Here is a 14,306-nt window from a genome sequence, read left to right as displayed (position 1 = left end):
TGAGAGAAGTATAAATGCTGTTCATGCGGAAATGGATAGCAGTAAAAGGAATAGCGGGGGAAGTATGGATAGTTTTAGAACAAAACAGAGAAAAGCAGCGGGGAATCTGACTGCTGTTTTTCTCTGTATGATAGGTACATATATTTTTTTAATCAGCGGATTTGCAAATGGCGCGGACTGGAGGCATCAGCTTCAGCGTACATTGATGCAAAGTGCGGAACGGATGTATTTGCCGAGGGCTTCTTATATACTGCATACACCGGACAGGACTGTGGGGGAGTGGCTGGCGGATCAGGCAATGTCATTGATTCCGATCGTGAGATATATTGATGAGCAGAAAAAGTATGAAGGTTATGCGGAGGACGAAGAGACAATCGCAAAAATCCTTGCCAGTCAGGCGGAGGACGGACACGCACTGGATGAGCATGGCAATCCAAAGGGGGAGATTCCGGCTGTGGAAAATATCGTGCCGCAGACAGGTACGCCTACACTGGATATGTCTATAGAGAGACTGCGGGATTTTGATTATCTGCTCAGTAATTTCTATATTGTAGACAGCAGTACAATGATCGGACCGGAACAACTAAATGCGGATGACTTGCTGAATCGGAGTATGAAGATCAATCAGGAAAATGAAGGTCCGAAGGTTTTGATTTTCCATACACATTCTCAAGAGGAATTTATTGATTCTGTGCCGGGCGATCCGGCAGACAGTATTGTTGGTGTAGGGGAATATCTGACACAGCTTTTGAATGCGAAAGGGATTGAGACCATTCATGATACGGGAGTTTACGATATCATCAATGGGCAATTGGACAGAAGCAATGCCTATGAAAATGCGGAGGCTTCGATCCGTCCCGTACTGGAGGCGAATCCTTCGATTGAAGTGGTGATCGACCTGCACAGGGACGGCGTGAGGGAGGACACACATCTTGTGACAGACATCGGAGGAAAGCCGACAGCGAAGATTATGTATTTTAATGGATTAAGCCGCACCCGTGTTAATGGAGATATCGATTATCTATACAATCCGTATATTCAGGATAATCTTGCTTTTTCACTGCAAATGCAGATCGCATCGGAAACAATGTATCCTGGATTTGTCCGTCCTATTTATTTACGGGGATACCGGTATAATCTCCATCTTATGCCGAAATCGCTGCTGATAGAGGCGGGAGCGCAGACAAATACTGTGGAAGAAATGAAAAATGCGATGGAAGTGCTGGCAGAGACTTTGTATTCTGTACTTGTATGATTACTGGGAAATTTAGGATTGAAAAGGGAAACATATGTGTGGTAATATAAACTGACAAAGAAAAGGGCAAGGTTGAGAGAAGGGGATTCTTTCAGCCTTGAATTTATAGAATTTAGAGAGGCAAAGATTTATGGGAAGTAAGAATACATACGATGCGGACAGTATTTCCGTACTGGAGGGGTTGGAGGCAGTTCGGAAGCGTCCGGGAATGTATATCGGAAGTGTGTCTACAAAGGGTTTGAATCATCTGATTTATGAGATTGTAGACAATTCGGTGGATGAGCATCTGGCAGGATTCTGTTCAGAGATTCATGTGACACTGGAAAAAGACGGTTCTGCAACTGTAGAAGATAATGGGCGCGGTGTTCCGGTAGGGATGCATCAGAAGGGAGTGTCGGCGGCACGTCTTGTTTATACGACGTTGCATGCGGGCGGTAAATTTGATGATTCTGCATATAAGACAAGCGGAGGTCTGCATGGTGTTGGTTCTTCCGTAGTTAATGCACTTTCTAATTATATGGAAGTGTGGATCAGCAGAGAGGGCGCGGTTCACCATGACCGCTATGAACGCGGCATTCCGACTGTGGAACTGGAAGATGGTCTGCTTCCGGTTGTGGGAAAGACAAGAAAGACAGGAACAAAGGTTAATTTTCTGCCGGATGATACTATTTTTGAAAAGACAAAGTTCCGTGCTGAAGAAATTAAAAGCCGTATGCACGAAACGGCATATCTGAATCCTGAACTGACTATTGTATTTGAAGATAAAAGAGTGGACAACCCGGAGGTGATCACGTATCATGAACCGGATGGTATTCTCGGATTTATCAAGGATTTAAATCAGAAAAAAGAAACTCTTCATGATCCGATCTATTTTAAGGGTGAGGCAGAAGGAATTGAAGTAGAGGTTGCTTTGCAGTACGTCAATGAATTCCATGAAAATGTACTGGGATTTTGCAACAATATTTATAACTCTGAGGGCGGCACGCATCTGACCGGATTTAAAACCACATTTACCACAGTGATGAATCAGTATGCAAGAGAACTTGGAATCTTGAAGGAGAAAGACGCCAATTTCACCGGTGCGGATATCCGGAATGGAATGACGGCGATCGTGTCCATCAAGCATCCAGATCCAAGGTTCGAGGGACAGACGAAGACGAAGCTGGACAACCCGGATGCAGCAAAAGCAGCAGGGAAGGTAACAGGCGATGAGATTGTACTGTTCTTTGACCGTAATCTGGAGACATTGAAGAGTGTTCTTTCCAGTGCAGAAAAGGCGGCTAAAATCCGTAAAACAGAGGAAAAGGCAAAGACAAACCTACTGACAAAACAGAAGTATTCTTTTGACAGTAACGGAAAGCTGGCTAACTGTGAAAGCCGAGATCCGAAGAAATGTGAAATATTCATTGTCGAGGGAGATTCTGCGGGCGGTTCTGCAAAGACAGCGCGCAATAGAAATTATCAGGCAATTCTGCCGATCCGCGGTAAGATTTTGAATGTAGAAAAAGCAAGTATCGACAAGGTGCTGGCAAATGCGGAGATTAAGACAATGATCAATGCTTTCGGCTGCGGATTTTCCGAAGGATACGGCAATGATTTTGATATCACGAAGCTGCGCTATGACAAGATTATCATTATGGCGGACGCGGATGTGGACGGAGCGCATATTTCGACGCTTTTACTGACTTTATTCTATCGGTTTATGCCGGAATTGATTTATGAGGGACATGTGTACATTGCCATGCCGCCGCTTTATAAAGCCATGCCGAAGAAAGGCGAAGAAGAGTATTTGTATGATGACGCGGCACTGGAGCGTTACAGAAAGAGCCATGACGGAGCCTTTACCTTGCAGAGATACAAAGGTCTTGGTGAAATGGATGCCCAGCAGCTTTGGGAGACCACGCTGGATCCGGAAACCCGTCTTTTGAAACTGGTGGAGATTGAGGATGCACGGATGGCGTCCAGTGTAACAGAAATGCTGATGGGAACAGAAGTACCGCCTCGAAGGGCATTTATCTATGAAAACGCGACGGAAGCGGAGCTGGATATTTAATACCGTATATCAGAGTAAACAGATAGGAAATTAAAAGTAAAGTTTCAATAGCTTGGGAGATAAAAGAATGAGCAATAACGAATCACAAATTATCCGAACGGAATACTCGGATTTAATGAAAAAGTCATATATTGATTATGCTATGAGCGTCATTATTGCCAGAGCGCTGCCTGATGTCCGGGATGGTCTGAAGCCGGTACAGAGAAGAACGCTGTACGATATGCACGAACTGGGAATACGCTATGACAAGCCGTACAGAAAGTGCGCCCGTATCGTTGGTGACACAATGGGTAAATACCATCCGCATGGCGATAGCTCTATTTACGAAGCGTTGGTTGTGATGGCACAGGATTTCAAAAAAGGAATGGTACTGGTAGACGGACATGGAAACTTTGGCTCTATAGAAGGAGACGGAGCAGCTGCCATGCGTTATACAGAGGCGCGCCTGACGAAATTTACACAGGAGGCATATTTATCAGACATGGATAAAAATGTCGTAGATTTTGGACCGAACTTTGACGAGACAGAGAAAGAACCAATCGTACTTCCGGTGCGTGTGCCAAATCTCCTTGTCAACGGTGCGGAAGGAATTGCAGTCGGTATGGCGACCAGTATACCGACACACAATCTGGGCGAGGTTGTGGATGCAGTGAAGGCCTATATGAGAAATGATGAAATCAGCACGAAACAACTGATGAAATATGTTAAGGGACCGGATTTTCCAACAGGCGGCATCGTTGTCAACAAAGATGACCTGTTGGATATTTATGAGACAGGACAGGGAAAAATTAAGATACGCGGAAAAGTAGAAGTGGAGGAATTAAAAGGGGGCAAGAGCCAGCTTGTTATCTCAGAGATTCCATATACGATGGTGGGAACCGGTATCAGTAAGTTCTTAAATGATGTAGCGAATCTGGTAGAAACGAAAAAAACGACGGACATCGTGGATATTTCTAACCAGTCTTCAAAGGAAGGAATCCGGATCGTACTGGAACTCAAACGTGGGGCGGATGTGGAGAATCTGAAAAATATGCTCTACAAAAAAACACGTCTGGAGGATACTTTCGGCGTCAATATGCTGGCGGTTGCAAATGGAAGACCGGAGACACTGGGATTAAAAGCTATTATTGAACATCATGTAGATTTTCAATTTGAGCTGACAACGCGTAAATATAAAACCTTGCTTGCTAAGGAGCTAGAGCGCAAGGAGGTGCAGGAAGGTCTTATTAAGGCATGCGACGTTATTGATTTGATCATCGAGATTCTGCGTGGAAGCAAGTCTGTAAAGGATGCCCGCAATTGTCTGGTAAACGGTGTGACTGATAATATTAAGTTCAAGAGCAACATTTCTAAAAAGATGGCTGCTATGCTCCGGTTTACTGAACGGCAGGCGACCGCCATTCTGGAAATGCGTCTGTACAAGTTGATCGGTCTGGAAATTGAGGCTTTACAGAAAGAACACGAAGAGACATTGAAGAACATTGCCAGATATGAGGATATTCTGAACAACTATGGTTCCATGTCAAATGTAATTATGGAAGAGTTAGAGGCATTTAAGAAAGAGTACGGCAGAAAACGGCGTACTGCTGTGGAGAATGCAGAGGAAGCAGTCTTTGAAGAAAAGAAGATTGAAGAGCAGGAAGTTGTATTTCTGATGGATCGTTTTGGTTATACCAAGACAGTAGATACTTCTGTCTATGAGAGAAATAAGGAAGCTGCTGATAATGAGAACAAATATATTGTACAATGTATGAATACCGGAAGAATCTGTATTTTTACAGACACAGGTAAGATGCATCAGGTGAAGGTGCTTGATCTCCCTTATGGCAAATTTCGTGATAAAGGAACGCCGATTGATAATGTAAGTAATTATTCCAGTGCACAAGAGCGGATCGTGATGGTTTGTGATTCTGAGCAGATGCGCTTTGCGAAGCTTTTATTTGCAACGAAGCAGGGGATGGTCAAGCAGGTAGAAGGGAAAGAGTTTCATGTGACGAAGCGCACCATTGCTGCAACCAAGCTGCAGGATGAGGATGAAGTTGTCAGTGTACAGGTGATCAACGATAATCATCAGGTTGTACTTCAGTCGAAGGAAGGATTCTTCTTACGGTTCCCGGCAGCAGACATACCGGAAAAGAAGAAGGGAGCCGTTGGTGTGCGTGGCATCCGTCTGAAAAAAAATGATGAACTGGAACAAGTATACCTGTTTGAAGAGGGCATTGAATATAAAGTTATCTATAAAGAAAAAGAAGTGACTTTGAACCGGCTGAAGGCTGCAAAGCGGGATGGAACCGGAACAAAAACACGGGGATAATGATAAGTTTCTGATTATCCCTTGCATTTAGAAAAAAGAAGTGTTATACTAGGCGATAGTTACATAAGGAATCCGGCAGAAGAGTGAACGAAAGTTCACTCTTCTTTGTTGATATGGAGATGGTGGATTCCTTACAGATGCGTCGGGGAATCAAATATTTCCGGCAGAGCACAATATAACAGGTAACAGAAAGGAAGTATAACGTGTCAAAAAAAGAACAGTACGAACAGCAGACAGAAAGTTTGCTGGAGCCGATTGTCACCGGATTCGGATTTGAACTGGTAGATGTGGAATATGTGAAAGAGGCAGGAGTATGGTACTTGCGGGCTTATATTGATAAGCCGGGCGGGATTACCGTGGATGATTGTGAGGCAGTCAGCCGGAAGTTTTCTGACATTCTGGATGAAAAGGATTATATTGATGATACCTATATTTTTGAGGTGAGTTCTCCGGGGTTGGGAAGACCGTTGAAAAAGGAAAAGGATTTTCAGAGAAGTCTTGGAGAAGAAGTGGAGATTCGTACTTACCGTGCAATTGAAAAGCAGAAAGAATTTACAGGGGTGCTCAAAGAGTACGATAAGGATTCTGTGACAATTGCTTATGAGGATAACACGACGCAGACTTTCTCGAAGAGTGATATTGCGCTTATACGTCTGGCATTAGATTTTTAATTACAGTGAAGCAATTGATTTGAGATTATTGTAGAGACACAACGAGTATTTTAGAGGAGGAAAGAAAAAATGAATACAGAGTTACTGGAAGCATTGACTATTCTGGAACAGGAGAAAAACATCAGTAAAGATACAATGATGGATGCTATTGAGAATTCCCTGATCAGTGCATGCAAGAACCATTTTGGGACTTCCGATAATATCAAGGTTATCATGGATAGAGAAACTTGTGATTATGCTGTTTACGCAGAAAAAGAGGTTGTAGAGGAAGTATTTGATCCGGCAATTGAAATCAGCGTGGAGGATGCGGAAAAAATTGACTCGTCACTCCAGCTTGGAGATATTGCACAGATCCCGGTAGAATCCAAATCTTTCGGACGTATTGCTACCCAGAACGCAAAAAATCTGATTTTACAGAAAATCCGCGAAGAAGAGCGTAAGGTTGTATTTGACCAGTATTTTGAAAAAGAGAAAGATATCGTGACAGGTATTGTGCAGCGTTATGTAGGAAAGAACGTCAGCATTAATCTGGGAAGGGCAGATGCAATGCTGACGGAGAACGAACAGGTAAAGGGCGAGCACTTCAATCCGACAGACCGTATCAAGCTATATATTGTAGAAGTGAAAAATACACCGAAGGGACCGAAGATTCTTGTGTCCCGTACCCATCCTGAGCTCGTGAAGCGTCTGTTTGAAGCAGAGGTTGCGGAGGTGAAGGACGGAACGGTAGAGATTAAGAGCATTGCCCGGGAGGCAGGATCCCGTACGAAAATGGCAGTTTGGTCCAATGATCCGAACGTTGATCCGGTAGGTGCATGTGTGGGACTGAACGGTGCCCGTGTTAATGCAGTTGTAGATGAGCTTCGCGGCGAGAAGATTGATATCATCAACTGGGATGAGAATCCGGCGCTGCTGATTGAGAATGCACTCAGTCCTGCAAAGGTTATCTCTGTTATGGCTGATCCGGATGAGAAGACAGCAAGTGTGATCGTTCCAGATTATCAGTTGTCACTTGCTATTGGAAAAGAAGGGCAGAATGCGAGACTTGCCGCACGTCTGACAGGATATAAGATTGACATCAAGAGCGAGTCTCAGGCAATTGAGTCAGGTGAACTTCCAGCAGATTACATGGACCAGATGGCTATGATGGATGAAGAGGGATATGTGGGTGAGTATGAAGCAGAATATGATGAATATGAGGGAGAAGAAACTCCGCAATATGAATTCATTGAGGAAGAATAATCTCAGCTTGAAATGCTGAGATGAACGCAAACACAAAGAGAATATGAACAGAGGTGATTTAGATGGCAGGAACTCGCAGGATACCGCTTCGCAAGTGTGTGGGCTGCGGTGAGATGAAACCGAAGAAAGAACTGATCAGGGTTCTTCGTACAGAAGAAAATGAAATTGTCCTGGATACAACGGGCAAGAAAAACGGACGCGGCGCATATATCTGTAATTCAAAGGATTGCTTTGCAAAGGCGGTAAAGAGCAAAGGGCTTGAACGTTCTTTTAAGCAGGCGATTCCGGCAAAGGTCTATGAACGTCTGGAAAAGGAGATGAGTGAGATTGAAGCAAGATAGAGTACTGGCTTTGATTGGGCTTGCTACGAAGGCAGGACGTACCGTGAGCGGAGAATTTATGACAGAACGTGAAGTGAAGACAGGATGTGCGGCACTGGTAGTTGTGGCAAGGGATTCATCAGAGAATACAAAAAAGAAGTTTCGGGATATGTGTGAATATTATAAGGTTCCAATCTATTTTTATGGAGATAAAGATACCTTGGGTCATGCAATGGGAAAAGAATTCCGTGCATCTCTGGCAGTATTGGATGAGGGATTCGCAAAAGGAATTCAAAAACAATTGAGAACTGATAACGAGACGATTGCATAAGGGAGGTAACAAACAGTATGGCAAAAATGAGAGTATATGAACTGGCAAAAGAGCTGGGAATGGATAACCAGGCGCTTCTGGAGGTGCTTGAAAAGAAAAAGATAGAAGTAAAGAGCCACATGAGTTCATTGGAGGAAAGTGTAGTGGCAGATTTGAAAAAGGGGCTGGGCAAGAAAGAGGCTGTTTTGAAAGAAGAGGCTAAGAAAGCAGATGTAAAGGCGGAAATAGCGGAAGATTCTGAGAAAAAAGAAGAGACAGCGCCGAAAAAGAAGACGATTGTTCAGGTATTTCGTCCGCAGAATGCCAAGAACTCCGGCAGAGGAAATGGAAAACAAGGTCAGAGGGTTCCTGCACAGGGAGCAAAACAGGGACAGCGTTCACAGAGCGCAATGCCTCCGCGTCAGGTTGTAAACGTACAGGCACAAACTACAAAGGGGCAGAAGAACCAGACGGCAGCTCCGGTACAGGCGCAGGAGAAACCGGCTGCTGCCCCCAAGGCAGAGAAAGTACAGGATATTGCTGTACGTCAGGCTGAAACGAAGCCGCAGCGTCCATCGAATGCACAGAAGGCAGTACAGGATCAGCAGTCAAGGGGAAATGCACGTCAACAGGGAGAAGGCCAGACAAGAAGATTTTCTGACGGAGAAAGGGGAAACCGTCCGCAGGGAGATGGTCAGGGCAGAAGATACTCTGACGGTGAGAGAGGAAACCGTCCGCAGGGAGATGGTCAGGGCAGAAGATACTCTGATGGTGAGAGAAACAGCCGTCCACAGAGGGACAACAGAGACAATAGAGATAACAGAAACGACCGCAGTGTCGGACGTGAAAATCAGGGCAGAAGATACTCAGATAATGAGAGAGGCAGCCGTCCGCAGAGAGATAACAGAGATAGAGATAATAGAGATAGAGACAGCAGAGATAATAGAAATGACCGTGGTGCCGGTCGTCCACAGGGAAGACAGGGCGCACGCAGAGAGGACCGCAGTTCTATTCCTGCACCAATAGTAGAACAGCAAAAGAGTCAGCGGAATAAAGGCAAGGATAAAGAGAAAGACTATAAAAAGAAAGAACTTCGTGAAGGCGAGTTTGAAAGTAAGAGTAAAAAGGGTAAAAAGCAGAAACCGGTTGCTGAAATTAAGAAGCCGGAACCGAAACGGGAGAAGGTGGAAGAGATTAAGCAGATTATTCTGCCAGAGGTCCTGACTATTAAAGAGCTTGCAGATAAGATGAAGATTGTTCCGTCTGTTATCGTTAAAAAATTGTTTATGCAGGGTAAAATAGTAACCGTGAATCAGGAAATTGATTTTGAGACAGCAGAAGAAATCGCAATGGAATTTGAAATTCTCTGTGAAAAAGAAAAAGTTGTAGATGTCATTGAGGAACTTCTAAAAGAAGAGGAAGAGGACGAATCCACAATGGTAAAACGTCCGCCGGTTGTCTGTGTTATGGGACACGTTGACCATGGTAAGACCTCTCTTCTGGACGCAATCCGTGATTCCCGGGTTACAGACCGTGAGGCAGGCGGAATTACGCAGCATATCGGAGCATCCGTTGTTGAAGTAAACGGCGAGACAATCACATTTTTGGATACTCCGGGACATGAGGCATTTACTGCAATGCGTATGCGGGGAGCAAGTTCTACAGATATTGCGATCCTTGTCGTTGCCGCAGATGACGGCGTGATGCCGCAGACTGTAGAAGCGATCAACCATGCAAAGGCAGCAGGAATTGAAATTATCGTGGCAATCAACAAGATTGATAAGCCGAGTGCAAATATCGAACGTGTAAAGCAGGAACTGACAGAGTATGAACTGATTCCAGAAGACTGGGGCGGAAGTACGATTTTTGTTCCGGTATCTGCACACACAAAGGACGGTATCCAGGAACTTCTGGAAATGGTACTTCTGACTGCAGAAGTGATGGAACTGAAAGCGAACGCAAATCGTGCTGCAAGAGGACTTGTCATTGAGGCTCAGCTGGATAAAGGAAAAGGTTCTGTAGCAACGGTTCTTGTGCAAAAGGGTACGCTTCATGTAGGAGATGCTATTGCGGCAGGAAGTGCACACGGCCGTGTGAGAGCTATGATGGATGACAGAGGAAGACGTGTAAAAGAGGCAGGTCCGTCCCAGCCGGTTGAGATTTTGGGATTAAATGACGTGCCGAATGCAGGTGAAGTATTTGTAAGCTGTGATTCTGAGAAGGAAGCACGAAACTTTGCCGAGACATTTATTGCGCAGAATAAGGTGAAACTTCTGGATGATACAAAGTCTAAGATGTCTTTGGATGATTTGTTTACACAGATTCAAGAGGGCAGCCTGAAAGAGCTGAATATTGTTGTTAAGGCTGACGTACAGGGTTCTGTAGAGGCGTTGAAGCAGAGTCTTTTAAAACTGTCCAATGAGGAAGTTGTGATTAAGATTATCCATGGCGGTGTTGGCGCCATCAACGAATCTGACGTAATCCTGGCAAGTGCGTCTAATGCGATCATCATCGGATTTAATGTACGTCCTGATGTGACTGCAAAGGATATTGCAGAGCGTGAAGGTGTGGACTTAAGACTGTACCGCGTTATCTACAATGCGATTGAAGATGTGGAAGCGGCTATGAAGGGAATGCTGGATCCGATCTTTGAAGAAAAAATACTGGGTCATGCAGAAGTACGTCAGACATTTAAGGCTTCCGGTGTGGGAACTATTGCAGGATCTTATGTACAGGACGGTATATTTGAGAGAAATTGTTCAGTCAGACTGACACGTGACGGAATCGTAATCTTTGACGGACCGCTTGCATCTTTAAAGAGATTTAAGGATGATGTGAAGGAAGTCCGGGCAGGATATGAATGCGGTTTTGTATTTGAAAATTATAACGACATCAAAGAAGGCGACCTTGTGGAAGCCTATAAGATGGTAGAAGTGGAGAGAAAATGAGAAAAAACAGCATTAAGAATACAAGAGTAAATGCAGAGGTTCAAAGAGAACTGAGCAATATTCTGCGCGGAGGGATCAAAGACCCGCGCGTGGCGCCGATGACTTCGGTTATTGCCGTGGAAGTTGCTCCGGACTTAAAGACATGCAAAGCATATATCAGTGTGTTTGGTGACGAGAAAGTGCAGGCAGATACTGTCAAAGGTCTTCAAAATGCAGAAGGCTATATCCGCCATGAGCTCGCAAGAACCCTAAATATGCGGAATACTCCGGAAATCAAGTTTGTACTGGATCAGTCCATTGAGTACGGAGTAAATATGAGCAAAAAAATTGATGAACTGACCAGAGATTTGAAAGATGGTGAGGAAGAATGAGTATTGCACTGACAGAAATATTGAGTGGAAAACAGAACGTTGCGCTGGGCGGACATATCCGCCCGGACGGGGACTGTGTTGGTTCGTGTATGGGGCTGTATCTTTATCTGAAAGAACAGTTTCCAGCAATTCAGGCAGATGTCTATCTGCAGCCGATAGCAGACTGCTACAAACTGATAGATGAGACAGAGGTTTTATGTCATGAAATTGATGAGAAAAAGCGGTATGATCTGTTTATCTGTCTGGACTGCGGAGATATACAGAGACTCGGATTTTCCGCACCGCTTTTTGAAAATGCAAAGCAGACGCTGTGTATTGATCATCATGTGAGCAACGAGGCATTTGCCGATGAAAATTATATTGTACCAGACGCCAGTTCCACATCAGAATTGGTGTACCGTCTGCTGGATCCAGATAAGATCAGCAAGTCCTGTGCAGAAGCGCTGTATATGGGAATGGTACATGATACAGGAGTTTTTCAATATTCCTGTACTGCTCCGGAGACGATGGAAGCAGCTGCGGATCTTATGCGTAAGGGGATCAACGGCAGTGAAATTATTGAGAAAACATATTACGAAAAAACCTACATACAGAATCAGATTCTTGGAAAAGCGCTTTTGGAAAGTATGCTGATTCTGGATAAGAGGGTGATTTTATCATATGTATCCCGGCGCTCTTTGGATTTTTTTGAGGCGGATCCGAGCGATCTGGAGGGCATCGTCAGCCAGCTTAGGCAGACAAAGGGCGTAGAAGCTGCTATGTTCTTATACGAAGTGGAACCGCAGACTTATAAGGTCAGTCTTCGGTCGAAGGACAGTGTGGATGTCAGTGTGATTGCTAAATATTTCGGGGGCGGCGGACATGCGAAAGCTGCGGGATTTACTATGAAGGGAACGGTTCATGATGTCATTAACAACGTGAATCAGCAAATTGTATTGCAGCTGGATAAGTGATATGATAAATGGAATTTTAAATATTTATAAAGAAAAGGGATACACCTCACATGATGTAGTCGCAAGACTTAGGGGGATCGTGAAGCAGAAGAAGATAGGGCATACGGGAACGCTGGATCCGGATGCGGAAGGAGTGCTTCCGGTCTGCCTTGGCAGAGCAACGAAGGTGTGCGGTCTTCTTACAGATAAAGACAAGATATATGAAGCTGTGCTGCTGCTCGGAACCACGACTGACACGCAGGATATTTCCGGTACAGTACTGGAAGAAAGAGCGGCAGATGGTCTGGCGGAAGAACAGATTCTAGATTGTATACAAACATACATCGGAGAATACGAACAACTTCCGCCTATGTATTCTGCTTTGAAGGTGAATGGAAAGAAGCTGTATGAATTGGCACGGGCAGGGATTGAAGTAGAACGAGAAAGACGTAAGGTCACGATTCATGATATTCAGATTGTGGAAATAAAGCTTCCCCGGGTTCGGATGCGTGTGCATTGTTCCAAGGGGACGTATATTCGGACGCTGTGTCACGATATCGGCGCAGATTTAAATGTAGGCGGCTGTATGGAGAGTCTTTTGCGGACGCAGGTAAGTTGTTTTGCACTGGCAGACAGTGTGCCGCTGAAACAGGTTGAGGAGTATGTGCAAAGGGGTGCGCTGACCGATATACTGCTTCCCACGGACTCGGTGTTTGGGGAACTGAGAGCGGTGCATGTGAATAAGAAATGTGAGCTGCTTGCCATTAATGGTAATCCATTTGGCGTCAAGGCATTGGAAATGCCGGATACATTCGCAGATGGAGAGAATGTCAGAATATACGATACGAAGGGACACTTTATCGGAATTTTTGAGTATCGTGGAGTGAAAGGAGAACTCTGCGTAAAAAAAATGTTTTATGACGCAGAGGAAAGATAAAAACTTGTCACAGTCTGGTACGACTTGTAAAAAAGAGGATGACATGCAATATATTACTGAAATTAATTCTTATAAAAGTGAGATGCCGTCAGCAGTGACGCTTGGCAAATTTGATGCACTACACAGAGGGCATCAGAAATTAATCAATAAAATCCGGGAATATGCCGATAAAGATACAGTCAGTATTGTCTGTGCTTTCGACATGGGGAGGCAGGCGCTTTTAACGGCAGACGAGAAAAGGACCCTTCTTTGTAAACAGACAGATTATTTGATTGCATGTCCGTTTACAAAGGATCTGCGGGAGATGGAAGCGGAAAACTTTATCCGGGAGATCCTGGCAAAGAGATTTCAAGCAGCGCATATCGTAGTTGGAACAGATTTTCGTTTTGGACATGGGAAACGCGGCGATACAGCCATGCTGGAGAAATATGCAGATGAGTATGGGTATAGTCTGGATGTGATTGAAAAAGAGCGGCATGAGGGAGCAGTTATCAGCAGTACCTATGTGCGGGAGTCGCTTGCAGAAGGAAATGTGATGCTTGCAAATACATTACTCGGATATCGGTACCGGCTTTCAGGGGAAGTACAGCATGGAAAACAACTGGGCAGACGTCTTGGATTTCCGACCATGAATGTATTTCCAGAAAAAAAGAAAATTATGCCCCGGTTCGGGGTCTATAGCTGCCGGATTCTGGTAGAGGGAATCTGGTATCATGGAATCGGGAATGTAGGTGTGAAGCCAACAGTAGCAGACACAGAACATCCGCTGGCAGAAGTATTTGTCTTTGACTATAAAGGAGATGCCTACGGCAGACAGGTAACAGTAGAATTCTGTGATTTTCTGCGTCCGGAGAAGAAGTTTGATACTGTGGAAGCGTTGAAGCGTCAGGTGGAAAACGATATTACCAAGGGGAAATTATATTTTGGAAAAGTTCAATAAATGAAAGGTATGT

Annotated in this window: 12 protein-coding genes; all 12 read left to right on the top strand. The window is 44.6% G+C overall.

The window, feature by feature from the left end; genetic code table 11:
- The first annotated feature begins 64 nt into the window (after window positions 1-64).
- The gene (spoIIP, locus tag NFS18_RS10630; protein ID WP_251390010.1) at window positions 65-1,255 is read left to right on the top strand and encodes a stage II sporulation protein P; all 1,191 of its coding nucleotides are present in this window, start codon (window positions 65-67) and stop codon (window positions 1,253-1,255) included.
- 130 nt (window positions 1,256-1,385) lie between these two features.
- Window positions 1,386-3,308 carry a DNA gyrase/topoisomerase IV subunit B gene (locus tag NFS18_RS10625; RefSeq protein ID WP_251390009.1) on the top strand — a complete coding sequence of 641 codons (1,923 nt, stop codon included), beginning with the start codon at window positions 1,386-1,388 and terminating at the stop codon, window positions 3,306-3,308.
- Window positions 3,309-3,375: 67 nt separating this feature from the next.
- Window positions 3,376-5,622: a DNA gyrase/topoisomerase IV subunit A gene (locus NFS18_RS10620; RefSeq protein WP_251390008.1), complete on the top strand. Its 2,247-nt coding sequence runs from the start codon at window positions 3,376-3,378 to the stop codon at window positions 5,620-5,622.
- 203 nt (window positions 5,623-5,825) lie between these two features.
- A complete protein-coding gene (rimP, locus tag NFS18_RS10615) occupies window positions 5,826-6,293 on the top strand; it encodes a ribosome maturation factor RimP (protein ID WP_251390007.1) in 468 nt (155 codons plus the stop codon).
- A 69-nt stretch (window positions 6,294-6,362) separates the two neighbouring features.
- Window positions 6,363-7,535, top strand: coding sequence for a transcription termination factor NusA (gene nusA / locus NFS18_RS10610; RefSeq protein ID WP_251390006.1), 1,173 nt, complete (start codon window positions 6,363-6,365; stop codon window positions 7,533-7,535).
- A gap of 62 nt (window positions 7,536-7,597) precedes the next feature.
- Complete coding sequence (gene rnpM / locus NFS18_RS10605; protein WP_251390005.1) at window positions 7,598-7,876, top strand: RNase P modulator RnpM; 279 nt, start codon at window positions 7,598-7,600, stop codon at window positions 7,874-7,876.
- Window positions 7,863-8,186 (top strand): L7Ae/L30e/S12e/Gadd45 family ribosomal protein, encoded by a 324-nt coding sequence (locus NFS18_RS10600; RefSeq protein ID WP_251390004.1) that lies wholly within the window; start codon window positions 7,863-7,865, stop codon window positions 8,184-8,186. Before rnpM ends, NFS18_RS10600 begins: the two co-directional genes overlap by 14 nt.
- Window positions 8,187-8,203: 17 nt before the next feature.
- Complete coding sequence (gene infB, locus NFS18_RS10595) at window positions 8,204-11,113, top strand: translation initiation factor IF-2 (RefSeq protein WP_251390003.1); 2,910 nt, start codon at window positions 8,204-8,206, stop codon at window positions 11,111-11,113.
- On the top strand, window positions 11,110-11,484 hold the full coding sequence (gene rbfA, locus NFS18_RS10590; protein WP_251390002.1) for a 30S ribosome-binding factor RbfA: 375 nt from the start codon (window positions 11,110-11,112) through the stop codon (window positions 11,482-11,484). Before infB ends, rbfA begins: the two co-directional genes overlap by 4 nt.
- The gene (locus tag NFS18_RS10585; RefSeq protein WP_251390001.1) at window positions 11,481-12,437 is read left to right on the top strand and encodes a DHH family phosphoesterase; all 957 of its coding nucleotides are present in this window, start codon (window positions 11,481-11,483) and stop codon (window positions 12,435-12,437) included. The genes rbfA and NFS18_RS10585 overlap by 4 nt, the downstream gene beginning before the upstream one ends.
- Before the next feature lies 1 nt (window position 12,438).
- On the top strand, window positions 12,439-13,353 hold the full coding sequence (gene truB, locus NFS18_RS10580) for a tRNA pseudouridine(55) synthase TruB (protein ID WP_251390000.1): 915 nt from the start codon (window positions 12,439-12,441) through the stop codon (window positions 13,351-13,353).
- Window positions 13,354-13,396: 43 nt separating this feature from the next.
- Complete coding sequence (locus NFS18_RS10575) at window positions 13,397-14,293, top strand: bifunctional riboflavin kinase/FAD synthetase (protein ID WP_251389999.1); 897 nt, start codon at window positions 13,397-13,399, stop codon at window positions 14,291-14,293.
- Window positions 14,294-14,306 lie beyond the last annotated feature (13 nt).

Source organism: Mediterraneibacter agrestimuris, assembly GCF_943193195.1.
GTDB lineage: Bacteria > Bacillota > Clostridia > Lachnospirales > Lachnospiraceae > Schaedlerella > Schaedlerella agrestimuris.
The sequence above is the reverse complement of the archived record's forward strand: the minus strand, read 5'-3'. Positions and strand labels throughout refer to the sequence as shown.